16 protein-coding genes are annotated in these 20,320 nt (G+C 61.6%); 10 read left to right on the top strand and 6 right to left on the bottom strand.

All coding sequences use genetic code 11. The features are described 5' to 3' along the window. Nucleotides 1–71 precede the first annotated feature (71 nt). The gene (locus tag K6N12_RS15375; RefSeq protein WP_097628674.1) at nucleotides 72–812 is read left to right on the top strand and encodes a hypothetical protein; all 741 of its coding nucleotides are present in this window, start codon (nucleotides 72–74) and stop codon (nucleotides 810–812) included. Between the two features lie 168 nt (nucleotides 813–980). Here K6N12_RS15375 and lysS read toward each other — a convergent pair whose 3' ends face one another. From lysS to K6N12_RS15350, 5 genes are all read right to left on the bottom strand, one after another. Continuing rightward, a complete protein-coding gene (gene lysS / locus K6N12_RS15370; RefSeq protein WP_097628675.1) occupies nucleotides 981–2,474 on the bottom strand; it encodes a lysine--tRNA ligase in 1,494 nt (497 codons plus the stop codon). Between the two features lie 109 nt (nucleotides 2,475–2,583). Beyond that, the gene (gene gltX, locus K6N12_RS15365; RefSeq protein ID WP_097628676.1) at nucleotides 2,584–4,038 is read right to left on the bottom strand and encodes a glutamate--tRNA ligase; all 1,455 of its coding nucleotides are present in this window, start codon (nucleotides 4,036–4,038) and stop codon (nucleotides 2,584–2,586) included. Between the two features lie 242 nt (nucleotides 4,039–4,280). Beyond that, entirely contained in the window at nucleotides 4,281–5,030 is a 750-nt protein-coding gene (locus tag K6N12_RS15360; protein ID WP_097628677.1) for a TerC family protein, read from the bottom strand. A 157-nt stretch (nucleotides 5,031–5,187) separates the two neighbouring features. Next, nucleotides 5,188–6,027, bottom strand: coding sequence for an AraC family transcriptional regulator (locus K6N12_RS15355; RefSeq protein WP_097628678.1), 840 nt, complete (start codon nucleotides 6,025–6,027; stop codon nucleotides 5,188–5,190). A gap of 105 nt (nucleotides 6,028–6,132) precedes the next feature. After that, on the bottom strand, nucleotides 6,133–6,813 hold the full coding sequence (locus K6N12_RS15350) for a TetR/AcrR family transcriptional regulator (RefSeq protein WP_097628679.1): 681 nt from the start codon (nucleotides 6,811–6,813) through the stop codon (nucleotides 6,133–6,135). 152 nt (nucleotides 6,814–6,965) lie between these two features. Between K6N12_RS15350 and K6N12_RS15345 the strand changes: the two genes are divergently transcribed. The 5 genes from K6N12_RS15345 (at nucleotide 6,966) to xylA (ending at nucleotide 13,991) form a co-directional block, all read left to right on the top strand. Beyond that, the gene (locus K6N12_RS15345; RefSeq protein ID WP_097628680.1) at nucleotides 6,966–8,186 is read left to right on the top strand and encodes an HlyD family secretion protein; all 1,221 of its coding nucleotides are present in this window, start codon (nucleotides 6,966–6,968) and stop codon (nucleotides 8,184–8,186) included. 27 nt (nucleotides 8,187–8,213) lie between these two features. Next, on the top strand, nucleotides 8,214–9,812 hold the full coding sequence (locus tag K6N12_RS15340) for a DHA2 family efflux MFS transporter permease subunit (RefSeq protein ID WP_097628681.1): 1,599 nt from the start codon (nucleotides 8,214–8,216) through the stop codon (nucleotides 9,810–9,812). Between the two features lie 207 nt (nucleotides 9,813–10,019). Beyond that, on the top strand, nucleotides 10,020–11,042 hold the full coding sequence (locus K6N12_RS15335) for a LacI family DNA-binding transcriptional regulator (protein WP_097628682.1): 1,023 nt from the start codon (nucleotides 10,020–10,022) through the stop codon (nucleotides 11,040–11,042). A 19-nt stretch (nucleotides 11,043–11,061) separates the two neighbouring features. After that, nucleotides 11,062–12,516 carry a xylulokinase gene (gene xylB, locus K6N12_RS15330; RefSeq protein ID WP_097628683.1) on the top strand — a complete coding sequence of 485 codons (1,455 nt, stop codon included), beginning with the start codon at nucleotides 11,062–11,064 and terminating at the stop codon, nucleotides 12,514–12,516. A gap of 164 nt (nucleotides 12,517–12,680) precedes the next feature. Further along, a complete protein-coding gene (xylA, locus tag K6N12_RS15325; protein WP_097628684.1) occupies nucleotides 12,681–13,991 on the top strand; it encodes a xylose isomerase in 1,311 nt (436 codons plus the stop codon). Between the two features lie 61 nt (nucleotides 13,992–14,052). On the opposite strand, the gene K6N12_RS15320 is transcribed toward xylA, so the two are convergent. Beyond that, nucleotides 14,053–15,084, bottom strand: coding sequence for a LacI family DNA-binding transcriptional regulator (locus K6N12_RS15320; RefSeq protein WP_097628685.1), 1,032 nt, complete (start codon nucleotides 15,082–15,084; stop codon nucleotides 14,053–14,055). 272 nt (nucleotides 15,085–15,356) lie between these two features. Here K6N12_RS15320 and K6N12_RS15315 point away from each other — a divergent pair, with 272 nt between their 5' ends. From K6N12_RS15315 to K6N12_RS15300, 4 genes are all read left to right on the top strand, one after another. Further along, nucleotides 15,357–16,883, top strand: a complete 1,527-nt coding sequence (locus K6N12_RS15315) for a sugar ABC transporter ATP-binding protein (protein WP_097628686.1) — start codon at nucleotides 15,357–15,359, stop codon at nucleotides 16,881–16,883. Nucleotides 16,884–16,942: 59 nt separating this feature from the next. Then, nucleotides 16,943–17,947 carry an ABC transporter permease gene (locus K6N12_RS15310; protein WP_003590206.1) on the top strand — a complete coding sequence of 335 codons (1,005 nt, stop codon included), beginning with the start codon at nucleotides 16,943–16,945 and terminating at the stop codon, nucleotides 17,945–17,947. Nucleotides 17,948–18,047: 100 nt separating this feature from the next. Beyond that, the gene (locus K6N12_RS15305; RefSeq protein ID WP_003590207.1) at nucleotides 18,048–18,995 is read left to right on the top strand and encodes a substrate-binding domain-containing protein; all 948 of its coding nucleotides are present in this window, start codon (nucleotides 18,048–18,050) and stop codon (nucleotides 18,993–18,995) included. 248 nt (nucleotides 18,996–19,243) lie between these two features. Further along, entirely contained in the window at nucleotides 19,244–20,296 is a 1,053-nt protein-coding gene (locus tag K6N12_RS15300) for a sugar phosphate isomerase/epimerase family protein (protein WP_003566650.1), read from the top strand. Nucleotides 20,297–20,320 lie beyond the last annotated feature (24 nt).

Raw genomic sequence — 20,320 nt, 5'->3', positions numbered from 1 at the left:
CGGAAACGTCATTTCCTTAGCATTATCAGCACTTGTCCTGCGTTGGAGTTTCAGATGGCGGAGCAGTTGGCGTGAAGGCCTTACTGCGCATGTTCCGGCCTTCCCGGAAATTGGCAATCATCATCGGTGGAGTCGCTCTTCTGGCGGGCGTTTCCGGCGGCGCGGCCGTCTATGTCGGCAAGGACAGGCTGATCGGTGCCGCCGGTGGCGGCTACGGACTCGAATGCAGCGACGTCAATCTGGTGACGATCCGGAAGCAGAACCACATCTGGGTGCGCAAATACATCAAGACCGAACCGACCGACGGGATGACCCGCGTCAGGACAGCGCTTCGTGTCGCCCAGGCGGTTTATGCCGCGCAGAAACCGGATCTGGTCCAGGTGGTCGTGCTCGACGAGAACGGCCCGACATTGCGCGCCGACATTCGCGGCCGGGCAATCGGCGCCGATGTCGTCTATATCCCGCATCCCGACAAGACCGTTCCCGGCCTCGACGACAAGTCCTATACCGCGCGCTACTATGACGGCAGGGCCAGTGAAAACGGGCTGTTCTTCGGCGAGCGGATCGATCTGCCGGTGGATGAGATCGCTATGATCAGCGCCGGTTTCAAGGATCCCGAGGATTGCGTCGACCCGGTCGCCGTCGGCTCGACCAAGAGTGAGGAAAATGGCAAGAAGGCCGCAGGCGGCGCGCATGGCGCAGCACCGGCCGCCGAAAGCGAAACGGTGCCGACCGCCGAGGGCGCCGGCACCGATGTGGTGGCCGAGGCACCGGCTGAAGAACCGCCGGCGGAAGCGCCAAAGACCCACTGAACGAGAGGCATAGAGCGGTTTAGCTTTTCACGGAAGCGCAGAACCGCTCTAAGCTTTTATTTTAACGCAATTCCGGACGGATAACCGCTTCGCACTTTTCCTGGAATTGCTCTAAAAAGCGGAGCGCCGGTCGGCACTCCGCTTATTTTGTTTTGACGTTTATTCCCGTCAGTCGGCCTTGTTGCGGCGGGCTGGGAAGAGGATGACGTCGCGGATCGACGGGGCGTTGGTCAAAAGCATGATCAGGCGGTCGACGCCGATGCCGAGGCCGCCCGCCGGGGGCATGCCCTGGTCGATCGCGTCGAGGAATTCCTCGTCCAGCTGCTTTTCCTTTTCGCCGCGGGCATGGGCCTGTTCGAGCTGCTCGACCATGCGGCGGCGCTGCTCTTCGGGATCGTTGAGCTCGGAGAAGGCGTTGCCGAGTTCCCAGGCGTTGCAATAGGTCTCGAAGCGCTCGACCAGGCGCGGCTCGCCCGGCACTTCCTTGGCGAAGGGCGAGATGTCCTTCGGGAAATGCGTGACATGGGACGGCTGGATCAGTGTGGATTCAACCTTTTCCTCGAAGATGAAGGCAAGGCACTCGCCCCAGGTCCAATCCTTCTCGACCGCGAAGCCGACAGCCTTGGCAGCAGTGCGTGCTTCCTCGTCGGTTTTGATCGCAAGGAAATCGATGCCGGTCGCTTGCTTGACGGCGTCAGGCATCGGCACGCGCTTGAACGGACCCTTGAAGGACAGCTGCTTGTCGCCGAAATCGAATTCGGCGGTGCCATGAATGGAGAGCGCCAGGGTTTCGAACAGCCGCTCGACGAGGTCCATCATGTCCTCGTAATCGGCATAGGCCCAATAACACTCCATCATCGTGAATTCGGGATTGTGCCGGGTGGAGACGCCTTCGTTGCGGAAGTTGCGGTTGATCTCGAAGACCTTGTCGGTGAGGCCGGAGACCAGCGTGCGCTTCAGGAACAGTTCCGGCGCGATGCGCAGATACATGTCGAGCTTTAGCGTGTTGTGATGCGTCTTGAACGGCTCGGCGGTGGCGCCGCCATAGATCGATTGCAGCATCGGCGTCTCGACTTCCATGAAGCCGTCATTCTCCATGAAGCGGCGGATGCCGGAGACGATCTTCGAGCGCTGCTGGAAGCGAAGCTTCGAATCCTCGTTGGTCATGATGTCGAGATGGCGCTTGCGATAACGCAGCTCGATGTCGGAGAGGCCGTGCCATTTCTCGGGCATCGGCAGCAGCGACTTGGTCAGCATCTCGATCTTCTGGGCGTTGATCGTCAGCTCGCCGCGCTTGGTGCGGCGCACGATGCCGGTGACGCCGATGATGTCGCCGATGTCGATCATCGGCAGCAAAGCGCGGGCTTCCTCGCCGGTGACGTCCTTGTGCGAGAAGATCTGGATCTTGCCGGAGGCGTCATGAATATCCATGAACATGCCGGAGTTGCGCGAGGAATAGACGCGGCCGGCGACAGTGACGACATCCTGCGTCTCGACGTCGGGTTCCAGAGATTCGTACTTGGCGCCAAGCTCGGCATTGGTCAGCGTCCGGTGGAAATGCGCCGGATAGACGTCGCCGATCTGCTCGCGCAGCAGCTTCAGCTTCTGGGCGCGCACCTCAGTCACGTCGGAGGAAAGGGTGTTTTCGGTCTTGTCGTTCATGTCATTCGCCTCATCGATGCGGCACGAATTCTAAATCAATGCTTCCGCGGTTCGAAGCGCGGCGGCTGGCTCGGCCTGACCCTCCCCACAAGGGGGAGGGCTTCGGCTGTCATTTCGAGCCGACGAGGGCGGCGACGGCCTGGGATGCGAGCTTCAGGCGCTGGCGCACGACGGAGCGGCCGAGGATCGCCATGGAATCGAAGAGCGGCAGCGAACGCGACGAGCCTGACACGGCGACGAAGAGCGGCGAAACCACGACCTTCAGCTTCTTGCCCATGCGGTCGGCAACGGCGCGCAGCTCCGCCTCGATCGTCTCGACATTCCATTCCAGGATCTTTTCCAGATCCGGCTGAACGGTGTTGAGGATCTCCAGGATCTCTTCCGGCGGAGACTTGATCTTGGCGAAGTCGGACGGCTGCAGGCCGAGATCGGACTTCAGCAGGAAACCGGCGAGATCGGGCAGCTCGCCGAGCTTGGAAATGCGCGTCTGCGACAGGCGGAGACCCGCCTTCAGGCGGTCGTTTTCCATCGCCCAGCTGAGCACCCGCGCCTGGAATTCCTCTTCGGACAGTTTCTCGCGGATCCAGCGGCCGTTCAGCCAGTCGAGCTTCTGGATATCGAAGATCGCGCCGGCCTTGGAAAGGTTCTCCGGGTCGAACTTTTCCGACAGCTCGTCCATCGTAAGCAGCTCTTCGCCTTCGGCGATCTGGATGAAGAACAGGCCGAGGAAGTTCATCAGCGCCTCGGGGATATAACCGAGCGCCGAATAATAGGAGATCGAGGTCGGGTTCTTGCGCTTCGACAGCTTGGACTTGTCGGCATTGCGCATCAGCGACAGATGCATGAAGACCGGCTGGTCCCAGCCGAAATAGCGATAGAGCAGGATGTGCTTCGGCACCGAAGCCAGCCATTCCTCGCCGCGCGCCACATGGGTGATCTTCATCAGATGGTCGTCGATGACGTTGGCCATGTGATAGGTCGGCATGCCGTCGGCCTTGATCAGCACCTGCATGTCGACGGAATCCCAGGGGATGGAGACATCGCCGTAGACGCCGTCGGTGAAGTCGCAGGAGCCTTCAGCCGGGATCTTCATGCGGATGACGGTCGTCTCGCCGGCTGCCATGCGCGAGGTCACTTCCTCGGCCGTCAGGCTGAGGCAGAGGCCGTCATATTTCGGCGGCTTGCCGGCGGCGCGCTGCGCCTCGCGCATCTGTTCTAGACGCGCGGGCGTGCAGAAACAGCGGAAGGCGTGGCCCTTGTCCAGCAGTTCCTCAGCGTAAGGCTGGTACATCGGCTTGCGGTCGGACTGGCGATAGGGACCGTAGGGACCGCCGATATCAGGGCCTTCCTTCCATTCCAGCCCGCACCATTTCAGGGCATCCAATACCTTTGTCTCGAATTCCGGGGTCGAGCGCGTCGCGTCGGTATCCTCGATGCGCAGGATGAACTCGCCGCCGTGCTTCTTGGCGAAAAGGTAGTTGAAGAGAGCGATGTAAGCGGTGCCGACATGCGGCTCGCCGGTCGGCGAGGGAGCGATGCGGACGCGGACGCCGGAAGTTGTCATTGGTATGGCCCGTCAATGAACGCCGGACGGCTTTCCGGGGAAAGCGACGTGCGGCCGAAGGATGCAGATATCTTCATCGGCAAACCGGCCGAAAAAGGGCATGCGCCCGCACTATCCGCCGATCGTCCGTTCGGCTGGCCTTAGGCCATATTCAACCGGGCGCGTCAAGAAAAACCACGTCTGCAAAGGCCCGGGGCAGTGAGGACGGTGCGCCGGTTGCGACGCGCCGTCCCGCTTCCGTCTCAGTGGGCGCCGTCGCGTTTCTGCTTGCGGGCGTTGCGCGCGATCATGTTCAGCACCTCGACCGCTGCCGAGAAGGCCATGGCGGCGTAGATGTAGCCCTTCGGCACATGGAAGCCCATGCCTTCGGCGATCAGCGTCGTGCCGATCATCAGCAGGAAGGCGAGCGCCAGCATGACGATCGTCGGGTTCCGCTCGATGAAGTTGGCAAGCGGGTTTGCGGCCACCAGCATGACGGTGACGGCGGCGATGACGGCGATCACCATGATCGGCAGATGCGGGGTCATGCCGACGGCGGTGATGATGCTGTCGACGGAGAAGACAAGATCGAGCAGCAGGATCTGGCCGATTGCCGATGCGAAGCCGGTTGTGACGGATTTCGCGATGAAATCCTCCTGATGGTCCACGGGGTCGACGGTGTGGTGAATTTCCTTGGTGGCTTTCCAGACGAGGAACAGGCCGCCGGCGATCAGGATCAGGTCCTTCCAGGAGAAGCCGTGTCCGAAGGCCTCGAACAACGGTTCGGTCAGTTGCACGATCCAGGCGACGGTGCCGAGCAGTCCCAGGCGCATGACCAGCGCCAGACCGATGCCGATCTTGCGGGCCTTCTCCCGGTGCTCGGGCGGCAGTTTGTTGGTGAGAATGGAAATGAAGATCAGATTGTCGATCCCGAGAACGACTTCCATCACCACCAGCGTGATGAGCGCCACCCAGGCGGCCGGATCCTGAATGAGCGTCATGATTTCCTGCATCAGCGTATACCTCTTTGCGTCACATGATGAATGACGCGCGCAATGTAATGTCGGCGGCCTGCCACGCAAGCGTCGCAAGGGGGTATACGAGATCGATGTGACTTTTATTCCCTAGAAGAGGATGATGTCGTCCGAAAACCGCTCACACTTTCCGGCATCATGCTCTGATCGGCAGCCAGATTTCGGTGACGCCCATGCCGGTATAGGGGTCGAAGCGCTCGTCGTAGCGTTCGAACATGTCGGGGGTCTCGCCATGCTCCAGGCCGGAGGTCGGCCACCATGTGCCGAAAATCCGGTGCATGGTCGCGGGGATGCCGGAGACATGGCCGCGATGGGTGAAGACGACGTAGCGCTGGCCCGGAAGCTTGAGCGTTGCAAAATCCGCCGGCAGATCACCGGCATCGGAGATTTCGGCCGCGGCCATATAGCGGAATTTCTCCGCTTCGCCGTCGATATGCGTGCAGATGCCGTAGGCGACGTTGCCTTTCTGGCCCGAAATATGGCCGAAATGGGCATTGAACTTCTGCCAGAGCGAGGGAATGGCGGCATTGCCGCCATAGGGGTAGATCTCCTGCAGGCCGGCAAAGAGCATCGGCTGAAGGGTTTCGAAGCGGGGCGGTTCGAGGTTGTTGAGGTGGGCGGGGTCCATTCTGATCGGCTCCAGCAAGACAAGGTTACGGGCGTGCCCCTGCCGGCGCACCGCATCCGGCGTCATGCCGAACTGGTCGCGGAAGGCACGGGTGAAGGCTTCGTGCGAGCCGTAGCCCGAGCAAAGCGCAACCTCGAGAATGGTGGATGAGCCGCCGACAAGCGCCGGCAAGGCGCGGCTGAGGCGCCGTCCTCTGATATAGCCGCTGATCGAGTGGCCGGTGACGAGCCCGAAGACGCGTGACAGGTGGTAACGCGACAATCCGGCTGCTTCCGATATCTCTTCCAGCGATAGATCGCTTTCGAAATGGCTCTCTATGAACCATATCGCCCGTGCGATGGCGCTCATCCTTACTCCCCTTGTTACCGCTTCTTTCTTAGAGAAATGCCGGCAGCCGGGTTTGATCGTAGTTGCGGAGTTTCGGCCGGTCGGCAGCGGCCGTCAAGGATGCGGTCAGGCGCTCTCGTGCCGGCGCGCGCCGTAGGCGGCCATGAAGACCCGGATCGCGCCGCGGATGACGCGCTCGATTTCGTCGCGATGCGGCGGCTCTTCCATGCTTCCGAACAGGCGGAGCTTGAAGAAACTGCCGCTGGCAAGGTCGAGAAACTGGCCGGCAGCCAGATCGATATCGTCGATCTCGAGCCTGCCTTCGGTGATCTGCCGTTCGAGGAAATCGCGCATGATGGTGCGCAGGTTTTCCGGGCCTTTGAAGAAGCGTTGACAGAGCACCGGCATGCGGTCGCGCACGCCAAGAACGGTGCGCATCGCGTTGATGACCTTTTCATCGGTCATATGGGTGACGAAGCTTATGCCGAATTCGTACAGGCCGGCTTCGGGATCGTCATGTTCGGCAAGGGCTGTCCGTACGGTCGCCACGAAGGCGGCGCGCTCGGCCTCGATCATCGCCGAAAACAGTTCTTCCTTGTTGGTGAAATAGACGTAGAGGGTGCCCTTGGAGACGCCGGCCTCGCGCGTCACGTCGTTCATGCTGGCGGCGTCGAAGCCCATCTTCATGAAGACACGCTTGGCGCCGGCGAGAATCTGCTGGCGCTTGGCCGGGTCTTCGCCCGCGGCAAACCTGCCTCCGCCAACGGGAGGGCTGAAGACGGCGGCGTGGTCGGGTTTCAACGTCATATCTCTATTAACCGTGTTCACGGTTTCGCATTTTCTTTAAAGAAATCGAACCGATTGGTTCTATACATCTTGATATGACGATAAAACAGGTTTAAGTCAACTGAACCGAACCGTTCAGTTCGATTATTTACTCCAAGATCGGTAAAGTGGTCATGTCGAGCAACCAGAAAAGCAACGTCGCGCGGATTGTCAGCGAAAACGCCGAAGCCGAAGAGGCAAAGGCCGAAGTCGCTACCGTTGCCGAAGCTCCGATGGCGGAAGCCCTGGAAAAGCCGTCTGCCCCCGCGCAGTCGGCGCCGGCTTCAGCTCCGGTCGCTGCACCTGCAGCTCCGAAGAAGCGCCGCAGCCCGGTACTGCCGATCGTCGTGCTCGCCATTCTGGCGGGTGGCGGCTGGTATGGTTACGAATGGTGGACGAACGGCCGCTTCATGGTGTCGACCGACGACGCCTATATCGAGGGCGATATCGCAACGATTTCGCCGAAGGTCACGGGCTACGTCGCGAAGGTGAATGTGGTCGCCAACCAGGAAGTCAAAGCGGGCGACGTGCTTGCCACGCTTGATAACGGCGACTATCAGAACGCCCTCGATCAGGCGCAGGCCCAGATCGCCACCGAACAGCTTTCGCTGCAGCGCATCGACGCGCAGATCGAAGGCGCCAATGCCAGCCTCGTACAGGCGCGGGCGCAAAAGGTGGCACTCGAAGCGGCCGTTCGCGGTGCCGAGATTACCCAGAAGCGCCAGAGCGAGCTGCAGGCGAAGTCGGTCGGCACTGCCGCCGATCTCGACAATGCCAATATCGCGCTCGACCAGGCCAAGGCCAATCTTGCCGGCGGCGATGCCAATATCACCGCCGCGCAGGCCAACATCACCATCCTTCAGGCGCAGCGCAAGGAGGCCGAAGGTTCGGTTCGGTCGCTGGAAATTTCGCGCGACAAGGCCGCCCGTGACCTCTCCTTCACCGTGCTTAAGGCGCCCTATGACGGTATCGTCGGCAACCGCTCGGTCCAGGAAGGCGATCTCGTTTCGCCCGGCCAACGCCTGATGGCGCTCGTTCCGGTGCGTGAGCTCTATATCGACGCCAACTTCAAGGAAACGCAGATCCAGCATCTGGTTGCGGGCTCGAAGGTCAACGTCCATGTCGATGCCTATAGCGACCATCCTGTCGTCGGTACCGTCGAATCGATCTCGCCGGCGTCCGGCTCGGTGTTCTCACTGCTGCCGCCGGAAAATGCGACGGGCAATTTCACCAAGGTGATACAACGCGTGCCGGTGCGCATCGCGCTACCGCAGGACGCGCTCGACAGCGGGCGTCTGCGCGCGGGCCTCAGCGTCGTCGTCGACGTCGATACCCGCACGGCGCCGAGCAAGTGAGCCTGTAGACAAGGCGGAGGTTCTCCGATGGCCGGAAGCGCGACAGCAACAGCGGGAACGATTCCGGCAGCGCCTGCCCACGCCGACGAGCGCATGGATCCGAGGAAGCTCATCGCCTTCTTCGCGATGGTGCTCGGCATGTTCATGTCGATCCTCGACATTCAGATCGTCTCGGCCTCGCTCGCCGAAATCCAGGCTGGCCTTTCGGCCGGCAGCGACGAGGTCGGCTGGGTGCAGACGGCCTATCTGATCGCTGAGGTGATCATGATCCCGCTTTCGGGCACGCTGGCGCGGATCATTTCGACGCGTTATCTTTTCGCGATCTCGGCCGCCGGTTTCACCATGGCGAGCGCGCTCGCCGCGACGGCGACCAATATCGACCAGATGATCGTCTACCGCGCCATTCAAGGCTTCATCGGCGGCGGCATGATCCCGTCGGTGTTCGCGGCCGCCTTCACCATCTTCCCGGCGTCGAAGCGCAGCATCGTTTCGCCGATCATCGGCCTGATCGCGACGCTGGCGCCGACCATCGGCCCGACGGTCGGCGGTTATCTTAGCCACGCTTTCTCCTGGCACTGGCTGTTCCTCGTCAATATCGTTCCCGGCATCATCGTTACCATCGTCACCTGGAACTTCATCGATTTCGACAAGCCGGAACTGTCGCTCTTCAAGAAGTTCGACTGGTGGGGACTGATCTCGATGGGCATCTTCCTGGGCACGATGGAATATGTGCTCGAAGAGGGCAATTCGAACGACTGGTTCAACGACAGTTCCATCGCAATTGCCGCCGTCGCCTCGGGCGTTGGAGCCATCATCTTCTTCTATCGCGCCTTCACGGTGGAGTTCCCCGTCGTCGATCTCAAGGCCTTTGCGAACCGGAATTTCTCCTTCGGCTCGATCTTCTCCTTCGTCATGGGTATCGGCCTCTATGGTCTCACCTATATTTACCCGGTCTATCTCGGCCGCATCCGCGGCTATGATTCGCTGATGATCGGCCAGACGATGTTCGTCTCCGGGCTTGCGATGTTCTTCACCGCACCGATCGCCGGCCGGCTGTCGACGAAGATGGACCTGCGCCTGATGATGGTGATCGGTTTCATCAGCTTTGCCGCCGGCACATACATCATGATCCACCTGACGGCGGATTGGGATTTTTACGAACTGTTCATCCCGCAGATCCTGCGCGGTTTCGGGCTGATGATGTGCATGGTGCCGATCAACAACATCGCGCTCGGCACGATGCCGCCCTCGCGCATCCGCGGCGCATCCGGCCTGTTCAACCTGACCAGAAACCTCGGCGGCGCCGTCGGCCTTGCTGTGATCAACACCGTGCTCACCAACCGGCAGGACGTGCATTACGAGCGCCTGCGGGAAAATATGGACTGGGGCAATCCGGCGGCGATCGACCAGATGAACAATATGACCGCCAATTTCAACACATACGGCATGGATGGCGCCTCGGTTGCGATCAAGCAGATGGTCGGCCTCGCCACCAAGCAGGCGGTGATCCTGTCCTTCAGCGACGTGTTCCTGATCCTGACCGCGCTTTTCGTTGCGATGATCTTCGGTGTCGCGATGATCAAGAAACCCGCACCGCAAGGTGGGGGAGGCGGTGGCGGCCACTGACCTCCGGCCTGCCGCCCCATGGAAAGGTCCTCTCCGGAGGACCTTTTTATTTGCCGTTTTCCAGCCCTTATGTCATCAGCATGTAATCCTCGGTCGGCTTGGTCCCAAGCAGACGGCCGGCGGGAAAAACAGTGCGCCAATCGGCCTGTTCGATTTTTTGATTTACGTACATCAAGTTTGGCGCTAATGGTCTCGTCAGGAGGAATGATGAGGCCAACAGTTCACGATATCGCAGCCGCCGCCGGGGTCAGCCTTGCGACTGTCGACCGGGTTCTCAACCAGCGCCCGGGCGTGCGTCACGTCACGCGGGAGAAGGTCGAGACCGCAATCCGCGACCTCGGTTATATCAGGGACGTGGCCGCCGCAAATCTTGCCAAGGGGCGCACCTATCCGCTGGTCTTTATCCTGCCCGCCAGCGACAATTCCTTCATGCATGGGCTGAATGCCGAGATCCGGCAGGCGGTTCTGCGCTCGCCGGCCGAGCGCACCGATATCCGCATCATCGAGGTGCCGGCCTTCGATCCGGCCGCCCTGGTCTCCGTGCTCGAAGGGCTTTCCCGGGAAAAGCCTTGCGGCATCGCGATGGTCGCGACCGATGCGCCTGAAGTGCGCGCCGTCGTCGACAGACTGGTGCGCGAGCGCTTTCCCATCGTCACCCTGGTTTCCGATCTCACCGGGTCGCTTCGCCATCATTATGCCGGCGTCGACAATATCGCGGCCGGCCGGACGGCGGCGCGTCTGCTCGGCCGATTTCTCGGGCCGCGAAAGGGTGAGATCGCCGTGCTCGCCGGCTCCATGCTGGTGCGCGACCATCGCGAGCGGCTGGAAGGTTTTGCCGCTGTGATGGCAGAAGAATTTCCCGATCTTGCGATCCTGCCGGTTCTCGAAGGCCGCGACGACCCCGAGGTCGCCCACAGGCTGGTTGCCGATGCACTCGGGAATGCCGGCATCGTCGGCATCTACAGCCTCGGCGCCGGCAATCGCGGCCTCATTCGGGCGCTGAAGGAGAAGGCTGCCGACCGGACGCTGACCGTGGTTGCCCACGAACTGACCGCACATACGCGCGCAGCGCTCATCGACAACACGATCGATGCGATCCTCAACCAGGACGCCGGCCATGAAGTGCGCAGCGCCATCCGCATATTGAAAGCCAAAGCGGACGGCCTTGCCGTCATCGCAGCGCAGGAGCGCATCCGCCTCGACATATTCCTGAAGGACAATCTGCCGTAACGGCAAAGGAGAATACCCCATGTATCTCGGTCTCGATCTCGGAACCTCCGGCGTCAAGGCGATGCTGATCGACGGCGATCAGAAGATCGTCGGCTCGGCCAATGGTTCGCTCGACGTCTCGCGCCCGCATTCCGGCTGGTCGGAGCAGGAGCCGTCCCACTGGGTGCGTGCCACCGAAGAGGCCGTCGCCGGCCTGAAGGCGAAACATCCGAAAGAGCTTGCCACGGTCAAGGGCATCGGCCTTTCCGGCCAGATGCACGGGGCGACGCTCATCGATGCCGCCGACAAGGTGCTTCGCCCCTGCATCCTCTGGAACGACACGCGCAGCCACGTCGAGGCTGTAGCCCTCGATGCCGATCCGCGCTTCCGCGCGCTGACCGGCAACATCGTCTTCCCCGGCTTCACGGCGCCGAAACTCGCCTGGGTCAGGAAGCATGAGCCTGAGGTTTTCGCGAAGGTCGCCAAGGTGCTCTTGCCGAAGGACTATCTGCGCCTTTGGCTGACCGGCGACTATATCTCCGAAATGTCGGATTCGGCCGGCACCTCCTGGCTCGACACCGGCAAACGCGCCTGGTCGTCCGACTTGCTCGCTGCCACCGATCTTTCCGAGGAGCAGATGCCGGCGCTTGTCGAAGGCACCGAGCAAGCTGGTCAGTTGCGGGCAGAACTTGCGGCGCAATGGGGCATATCCGGCAATGTCGTCGTGGCCGGCGGCGCCGGCGACAATGCTGCCTCGGCCTGCGGCATGGGCACGGTCAGCGATGGCGCTGCCTTCGTTTCGCTCGGCACGTCAGGTGTGCTTTTTGCCGCCAACGGCTCCTATCTGCCGAAGCCGGAAAGTGCTGTGCATGCCTTCTGCCACGCGCTGCCGAACACCTGGCACCAGATGGGCGTCATCCTCTCGGCCACCGATGCGCTCAACTGGCATTCCGGGGTGACCGGCAAGTCGGCGGCCGATCTCACTGGCGAACTCGGCGAGACGCTGAAGGCGCCGACCGGCGTCACCTTCCTGCCCTATCTTTCCGGCGAGCGCACGCCGCACAATGATGCCGTCATCCGCGGCGCCTTCATCGGCCTCGAACATGAAAGCAGTCGTGCCGTTCTCACCCAGGCGGTGCTCGAAGGCGTGGCCTTTGCCATCCGCGACAATCTCGAAGCGCTGCGTTCGGCCGGCACCGGCATCTCCCGCGTCACGGCGATCGGCGGCGGTTCGCGCTCGCATTACTGGCTGGCGTCGATCGCGACTGCGCTCGGCGTCCCGGTCGACCTGCCCGCCGATGGCGATTTCGGCGCGGCCTTCGGCGCCGCGCGCCTCGGCCTGATTGCTGCGACGGGTGCCGATCCGATTGCCGTCTGCACGCCGCCGGTGACATCAGGCACGATCGAGCCGGTGTCGGCGCTGAGCGGCGCTTACGAGGATGCCTTTAGGCGCTATCGCGCACTCTATCCGGCGATCAAGTCGCTGGCGCATTGAGAACTGGCCGGCGGCCCCTCATCCGCCTGCCGGCACCTTCTCCCCGCTGGGAGAAGAGATTCGCGGCGGCGCCTCAGTTCCCTTCGCACGTGGGGAGAAGGCTCGGATGAGGGGCCGGATGGCACAACCGATAAGACTGAATTACGAACCCCAAGGAGACCAAGATGAGCACCGGATTTTTCGGCGATATCCAGAAAGTAAAATACGAAGGCCCCGACAGCACCAATCCGCTGGCCTTCCGCTACTACCAGCCTGATGAAATCGTCATGGGCAAGCGCATGGAAGACCATTTGCGCTTTGCGGTGGCCTATTGGCACACCTTCACCTGGCCGGGCGGCGATCCCTTCGGCGGCCAGACCTTCCTGCGTCCCTGGTTCGAGGACACGATGAAGGCCGCCAAGCTCAAGGCCGACGTCGCCTTCGAATTCTTCTCGCTGCTTGGCTCGCCCTACTACTGCTTCCATGATGCCGACGTGCGTCCAGAGGGCAGAAATTTCGCCGAGAACACCAAAAACCTCAATGAGATCGTCGACTACTTCGCCGAAAAGCAGGCCGCGACCGGCACCAAGCTGCTCTGGGGCACGGCGAACCTCTTCTCCAACCGCCGCTATATGTCGGGCGCGGCGACCAACCCCGATCCCGATGTCTTCGCTTTCGCAGCGGCGACCGTGAAGACGTGCATCGACGCGACGCAGAAGCTCGGCGGTGAGAACTATGTGCTCTGGGGCGGCCGCGAAGGTTACGAGACGCTGCTCAACACCGATCTCAAGCGGGAGCTCGACCAGCTCGGGCGCTTCCTCAACCTCGTCGTCGAATACAAGCACAAGATCGGCTACAAGGGCACGATCCTGATCGAGCCGAAGCCGCAGGAGCCGACGAAGCACCAGTATGATTACGACGTCGCGACCGTCTACGGCTTCCTCAAGAAGCACGGCCTCGAAAACGAGGTGAAGCTCAATATCGAGCAAGGCCATGCGATCCTGGCCGGCCACTCCTTCGAGCACGAGCTGGCGCTTGCCAATGCGCTTGGCATCTTCGGCTCGATCGACATGAACCGCAACGACTACCAGTCCGGCTGGGATACCGACCAGTTCCCGAACAATGTTCCCGAAATGGCGCTTGCCTACTACCACGTTCTGGCAGGCGGCGGCTTCAAGACCGGCGGCACCAACTTCGACTCGAAGCTTCGCCGCCAGTCGCTCGACCCGGCGGATTTGCTGATCGGTCATATCGGCGGCATGGATTGCTGCGCCCGCGGCCTGAAGGCCGCCGCCAGGATGATCGAGGACAAGGCTCTGTCACAGCCGCTCGCCGATCGTTATGCCGGCTGGGAAACGGCTGAAGCGCAGAAGCTCTTCCGCGGCGAATATTCGCTGGATGAGATCACGAACTGGGTCGAGACCAAGGACGTCAACCCGCAGCCGAGATCCGGCAAGCAGGAACTGCTCGAAAACGTCGTCAACCGTTACGTCTGATCACGCGTGCCGGCGGTCATCGGCCGCCGGCGCAATTTTTTGTCGCCGGCTATATCTCTGTTCAGCGCTTCAACCAGTTGCGCGATGGTGCGGAGACGGAGTTTCGAACCACCAGATCCGGCCGCAGCAGGATTTCCGTCTCGGTCGGCCGGCCATCGGACAAGAGCTCCAGCAGCAGCGCCATCGCCTGTTTGCCGATTGCCGTTCGCGGCTGGCGGATGGTCGTCAGCGGCGGGGATATGAAGACGGCCTGCGGCACGTCGTCGAAACCGGTCACCGAGAAGTCCCTTGGAATGTCATAACCTCGCGCGCCGAGGCCGACCATGACGCCGATCGCCGTCTGATCGTTCACGCACATGAAAGCGGTGGGAAGCGTGTCGCGCATGAAAAGCTGCTCCACAGCATGCCGGCCGCTTTCGATCGTGCCGTCGCCTTCGAGCACGATCCTCAGATCGGGCGGGATGCCGGCGGCATCGAGACCGGCATCGTAGCCCATGCGGCGCCTGATATAGGCAAGCCGGGTGCGGGAATCACCGATGAAGGCGATCTTGCGATGACCTTCGGCCAATAGCAGGTCCACCGCCTTTCGCGCCCCCTCGGTATCGTCGACGCCGACATAGGGAATACCGCCGTTGAAGACGGGCTCGAAAACACCGACACTCGGCGGCAGCCGCGCCGTCATCGTCTGATGCCCGAAGGGCAGGATGCCGGTGAACAGGATCAGCCCGGCAGCTTGGTTGGAATTCAAGAATTTGAGATATTCGAGCCCGCGCTGGGCGTCGTTCTGCGTGTGGCCGATCAGGATACCGTAGCCATGCGCGCGCGCCTCGTTTTCCAGCCCGACGAGAATGTTGGAGAAATTGGGGTCGCCGATGTCGGGCGCCACCACGAGGATCATGTTGGAACGGCCGAGCCTCAGGCTGCGGGCCATGGCATTGGTGGTATAGCCGGTGACGGCGATCGCCTGGTTGACCTTGAGTCTGGTGGAGTTGGCGACCTTCTCCGGCATATGGATCGCCCGGGACACCGTCGCGATGGAGACCTCGGCGATCCGGGCGACGTCTTCGATTGTTGCGGGTGTGGAATTCGACACTGAGCTCTGCCTTGGGCTGTCTTCGCCGCGACACTACACAGACTTGTCGACAGGTCAAAGGCAGGCTTCAACGGATCTGCGTAAATCCACCATGTAAACCTTTACATGCCAGATGTAAAGGTTTACATAAACTTCAATGCGGACGGGAGCCGCAGCGCACAGCACCCGAAAACAGCAAGCGGTTTTCAGAATGGGAATGTGCGCTAGTTCAAGGTGATGGAGCGGCGCCGGCAGGTTCTGCCGGATGCAAGGCGCTCTTGGGGGAGGGCATAATGACCGTGGAGATCGCCGACACCGCACCCGTGGTGCTGTCCGCCAGGCGTATATGCAAATCCTTCAGCGGCGTGCAGGTGCTTTTCAGCGTCAATTTCGATCTCCGCGCCGGCGAAATCCATGCGTTGATGGGTGAAAACGGCGCCGGCAAATCCACGCTCGTCAAGGTGTTGTCCGGTTTCGAGCAGCCGAGTTCCGGTGAGATCCTGCTTGACGGCAAGCCCGTCGTTCTGCCGCCGAATGGCGCCGCCGAGGCGCTCGGCATCGTCATCATTCACCAGGAATTCAACCTCGCCGAACATCTGACCGTGACGGAGAGCCTCTTCCTCGGACGCGAAGTCACACGCTTCGGCGTGCTCGACCGCAAATATATGCGCTCGGAGACACGCAAAGTTCTCGATGTGCTCGGTTCGCATGTCGATGAAAATGCGCTGATCAGCACGCTGTCCATCGCCGACAAGCAGATGGTCGAAATCGCCAAGGCCATCAGCCGCGACGCGCGGGTCGTGTTCATGGATGAGCCGACCGCAGTCTTGTCGCGGGAAGAGACCAATATGCTGTTCAAGCAGGTCCGCAAGCTGCGCGATCAGGGCACCAGCTTCGTCTTCGTTTCGCATAAGCTCGATGAAGTGATGGAATTGACCGATCGTGTCACGGTGCTGCGCGACGGCCAATGGATCAAGACGTCGCCGACATCCATTCTGGACGGGGAATCGATTGCGCAGCTGATGGTCGGTCGCGAACTTTCCAGCCTTTATCCCGCCAAGGTCGAGCCGGATGTCGACGAGGAGATCGTCTTGAGCGTCGCCTCGGTGTCGACGGGTTATGTCAAAGATGCGAGTTTCGAGGTGCGCAAGGGCGAGATCATCGGTTTTTCCGGCATGATCGGCTCCGGCCGCACCGAGCTGATGGAAGCGATCGCCGGGTTGCGGACCCGTCTCGAGGGCGAGGTGGTGATCAAAGGGGCCGCCGTTCCCTCCGGCGACGTGCATGCCGCCAATCGCTGCGGCCTCGCCTATATGACCAAGGATCGCAAGTCGAAGGGCCTGCTGCTGCGTTCCGGCATGGTCACCAATCTGACGCTGCAATCGCTCGGAAGGCATTCTCGCCGAGGGTATCTCAGCCCCGGCAGCGAAGCGGCCGCGATGGCAAAGGCCAAGCGGCGCTTCGACATCCGGGTTCGCGACGGCAATATCGTCGCCGGCCGGATGTCCGGCGGAAACCAGCAGAAGCTGCTGCTGGCCAAGGTCATGGAGACCGAGCCCGACATCATCATCATCGACGAGCCGACGCGCGGCATCGATGTCGGCACCAAGCAGCAGATCTATCATTTCATCTCGGCGCTGGCCCGGGACGGCCGGTCGATCATCATCGTCTCGTCGGAGATGCCCGAGGTCATCGGGCTTTGCACGCGGGTCGTGGTGATGCGCGAAGGGCATATCGTCGGCGTACTCGAAGGGGACGAGATCTCCGAGCAGGAGATCATGCGTTATGCCGCCGGGCTGAAGAGGAAAGCGGCGGCCTGAGCGCCGCAGCGGACAGATAAGATGCCCAGAAAGAATGGGGCGGGAGGTTGGTTTTGGAAATGAGTGTCAACGAGGAGACCAGGGAAATCCGGCGCCGATCCTGGCGGGATGTCGATCTGCGTGCGGTCGCGCCTTTCGTCGCCCTGGCGCTGCTTCTGATCGTCGGAGCCCTGGTCAATCCCAATTTTATCGGCATCACCAATCTTGCCAATGTCGCGACGCGCAGCGCCTTCATCGCCATCATCGCGGTCGGCGCGACTTTCGTGATCTCGGCCGGTGATCTCGACCTGTCGGTGGGTTCGATGGTGGCCTTCGTCGCCAGCCTGATGATCCTGCTGATGAACTCTGGCGCCATCGAAAACCCCGCTCTGATGCTGACGGTCGCAGTCGTCTTCACGCTGGTCGCCGGCGCGCTTTGCGGCCTGGCGAATGGCCTGATCACCACGGTGGGCAAGATCGAACCCTTCATCGCGACGCTCGGCACGATGGGCATCTATCGCGGCCTGACGACATGGCTGTCGCAGGGCGGCGCGATCACGCTTCGCTCCGCCGATATCCAGACGCTCTATCGTCCCGCTTATTTCGGCACCATCGCCGGAGTGCCGATCCCGATCGTGGTGATCCTGGCGGTGACGGCGGTTGCGGCCTTCATTCTCTACCGCACCCGCTACGGGCGCCATGTCGTCGCTGTCGGGTCGAACAGCGATGTCGCCCGTTATTCCGGCATCGCGGTCAATCGTGTGCGGACGATCGCCTTCGTTATCCAGGGCCTGTGCGTCGCCATTGCCGTGCTGCTCTATGTTCCCCGTCTCGGCTCGACCTCGGCGACGACAGGCATCCTGTGGGAGCTGCAGGCGATCACGGCGGTCGTGGTCGGCGGCACGGCGCTGAAGGGCGGCGCCGGCAGGGTCTGGGGCACGATCTGCGGCGCCTTCATTCTCGAGCTCGTCGGCAACATCATGCTGCTTTCGAATTTCATCAGCGAGTACCTGATCGGCGCCATCCAGGGTGCGATCATCATCATCGCCATGTTCGTGCAGCGCTCGCTGGTGCGCAAATCATGAATTGCCCCGGTTTGCATTGATCGGGCTCAGGATTGACCGGACTTACAGGGCGTCCGGTCCCGATATGGAAAAGTCCCTGAAATTATTGGGAGGAAATGGCATGCGTAAATTGATGTTGGGCCTGGCGGTTGCGGCGGTGACGTTCGCCGGCGCCGCTCACGCCGAGGATAAGAAATTCACGATCGGTGTGTCCATTCCGGCCGCCGACCACGGCTGGACGTCGGGCGTGGTCTTCCATGCCGAACGTGTCGCCAAGCTGCTGATGGCCGAACATCCCGGTCTCAACGTCATCGTCAAGACCTCGCCGGACGCTGCCAGCCAGGCAAATGCCGTGCAGGATCTCGACACGCAGGGCATCGACGCCCTGGTCATCCTGCCGTCGGATCCGGATCCGCTCGTCAACGCCATCAAGGAAGTCAAGGGCAAGGGCAAGTTCGTCGCGCTCGTCGACCGCGCGCCGTCGAGCAACGACAACTCCGTGCGCGACCTCTATGTCGCCGGCAACAATCCGGCGCTCGGCGAAGTCGCCGGCAAGTACATCAAGGACACCACGCCGGATGCCGAAGTCGTCATTATCCGCGGTCTGCCGATCCCAATCGACCAGCAGCGCCAGGACGGCTTCGACAAGGGCATTGCCGGATCGAAGGTCAAGGTTCTCGACCGCCAGTACGGCAACTGGAACCGCGACGATGCCTTCAAGGTCATGCAGGACTACCTGACCAAGTATCAGAAGATCGACGTCGTCTGGTGCCAGGACGATGACATGGCCGTCGGCGTTCTGCAGGCCATCGAGCAGGCCAAGCGCACCGACATCAAATATGTCGTCGCCGGCGCCGGCTCCAAGGACATGGTCAAGAAGGTCATGGACGGCGACAAGATGATCCCGGTCGACGTTCTCTATCCGCCGGCAATGGTCGGCACGGCCATGGAACTGACGGCGGCCGCCCTCTACGATCAGGTCCCGGTTCACGGCAGCTACATCCTCGACGCGACGCTCGTGACCAAGGACAATGCCAAGGACTTCTACTTCCCGGATTCTCCGTTCTGATCCATCGGCTGGTGATATGCGCCCATTCGAAAGGATGGGCGCATTTTATGCTTCCATATATGTACGCAGCTGAAAATGCTGCACGTACCTCTTGCCCGCCAAAGCCCAGCATGATTAGCTCGCAGCCGTATCGCATCCGGCCTTGCGCCAAAACGCGAGCTGAGGCGAGGAGGCGCCTTGCGCCCGCCAAATTGCGTGCTACAACACTTCAGAAACGTTTACGGTCGATATTCAGGGAGGAATCTGACATGAAGACGATCAAGGGCCCCGGCCTTTTCCTTGGCCAGTTCGCGGGCGATGCCGCGCCTTTCAATTCCTGGGACGCGATCACCAAATGGGCGGCCGACATCGGTTACAAAGGCGTCCAGGTGCCGACCTGGGCGAGCCAGTTGATCGATCTGAAGAAGGCTGCGACCTCCAAGGATTATTGCGACGAATTCGCCGGCAAGGCCCGCGAAAACGGCATCGAGATCACCGAACTCTCCACCCATCTGCAGGGTCAGCTCGTCGCCGTTCATCCGGCCTATGACGAAGCCTTCGACGGGTTTGCTGCTCCTGAGGTGCGCGGCAATCCCAAGGCCCGTCAGGAATGGGCGGTCGAGCAGGTCAAGATGGCGCTGACGGCATCGAAGAACCTCGGCCTGAAGGCGCATGCGACCTTTTCCGGCGCGCTCGCCTGGCCGTTCATCTATCCCTGGCCGCAGCGTCCCGCCGGCCTGGTCGAAACCGCCTTCGACGAACTTGCCCGCCGCTGGACGCCGATTCTCAACCATGCCGACGAAAACGGCATCGACGTCTGCTACGAGATCCATCCGGGTGAAGACCTGCATGACGGCATCACCTTCGAGATGTTCCTGGAGCGCGTGAAGAACCATCCGCGCGCCAACATGCTCTACGATCCCTCGCACTACGTCCTGCAGTGCCTCGATTATCTGGACAACATCGACATCTACAAGGACCGCATCAAGATGTTCCACGTCAAGGATGCGGAGTTCAACCCGACCGGACGCCAGGGCGTCTACGGCGGCTATCAGGGCTGGGTGGAACGGGCCGGCCGCTTCCGCTCGCTCGGCGACGGCCAGGTTGATTTCGGCGCGGTGTTCTCGAAGATGACGGCCAATAATTTCGACGGCTGGGCCGTGGTCGAATGGGAATGCGCGCTGAAACATCCGGAAGACGGCGCTCGCGAAGGGGCCGAATTCGTTGCCGCCCATATCATCCGCGTCACCGAGAAAGCCTTCGACGATTTCGCCGGCAGCGGCACGGATCAGGCGGCCAATCGGCGGATGCTGGGACTCTGAGACACAAGGCGTGCCGCGAGGACT

Origin of the sequence: Rhizobium redzepovicii, from assembly GCF_019793435.1 — a bacterium.
In the GTDB taxonomy this organism is placed as follows: Bacteria; Pseudomonadota; Alphaproteobacteria; order Rhizobiales; family Rhizobiaceae; genus Rhizobium; species Rhizobium redzepovicii.
Note: the sequence above shows the minus strand (reverse complement) of the source record. Positions and strands in the feature narration are given on the sequence as shown.

What these genes read in the sequence shown, in the direction of transcription:
- lysS (WP_097628675.1), bottom strand. Translation starts at nt 2,474, where the DNA reads ATGAACGACAAGACCGAAAACACCCTTTCCTCCGACGTGACTGAGGTG.
- gltX (WP_097628676.1), bottom strand. Translation starts at nt 4,038, where the DNA reads ATGACAACTTCCGGCGTCCGCGTCCGCATCGCTCCCTCGCCGACCGGC.
- K6N12_RS15360 (WP_097628677.1), bottom strand. Translation starts at nt 5,030, where the DNA reads ATGCAGGAAATCATGACGCTCATTCAGGATCCGGCCGCCTGGGTGGCG.
- K6N12_RS15355 (WP_097628678.1), bottom strand. Translation starts at nt 6,027, where the DNA reads ATGAGCGCCATCGCACGGGCGATATGGTTCATAGAGAGCCATTTCGAA.
- K6N12_RS15350 (WP_097628679.1), bottom strand. Translation starts at nt 6,813, where the DNA reads ATGACGTTGAAACCCGACCACGCCGCCGTCTTCAGCCCTCCCGTTGGC.
- K6N12_RS15345 (WP_097628680.1), top strand. Translation starts at nt 6,966, where the DNA reads ATGTCGAGCAACCAGAAAAGCAACGTCGCGCGGATTGTCAGCGAAAAC.
- K6N12_RS15340 (WP_097628681.1), top strand. Translation starts at nt 8,214, where the DNA reads ATGGCCGGAAGCGCGACAGCAACAGCGGGAACGATTCCGGCAGCGCCT.
- K6N12_RS15335 (WP_097628682.1), top strand. Translation starts at nt 10,020, where the DNA reads ATGAGGCCAACAGTTCACGATATCGCAGCCGCCGCCGGGGTCAGCCTT.
- xylB (WP_097628683.1), top strand. Translation starts at nt 11,062, where the DNA reads ATGTATCTCGGTCTCGATCTCGGAACCTCCGGCGTCAAGGCGATGCTG.
- xylA (WP_097628684.1), top strand. Translation starts at nt 12,681, where the DNA reads ATGAGCACCGGATTTTTCGGCGATATCCAGAAAGTAAAATACGAAGGC.
- K6N12_RS15315 (WP_097628686.1), top strand. Translation starts at nt 15,357, where the DNA reads ATGACCGTGGAGATCGCCGACACCGCACCCGTGGTGCTGTCCGCCAGG.
- K6N12_RS15310 (WP_003590206.1), top strand. Translation starts at nt 16,943, where the DNA reads ATGAGTGTCAACGAGGAGACCAGGGAAATCCGGCGCCGATCCTGGCGG.
- K6N12_RS15305 (WP_003590207.1), top strand. Translation starts at nt 18,048, where the DNA reads ATGCGTAAATTGATGTTGGGCCTGGCGGTTGCGGCGGTGACGTTCGCC.
- K6N12_RS15300 (WP_003566650.1), top strand. Translation starts at nt 19,244, where the DNA reads ATGAAGACGATCAAGGGCCCCGGCCTTTTCCTTGGCCAGTTCGCGGGC.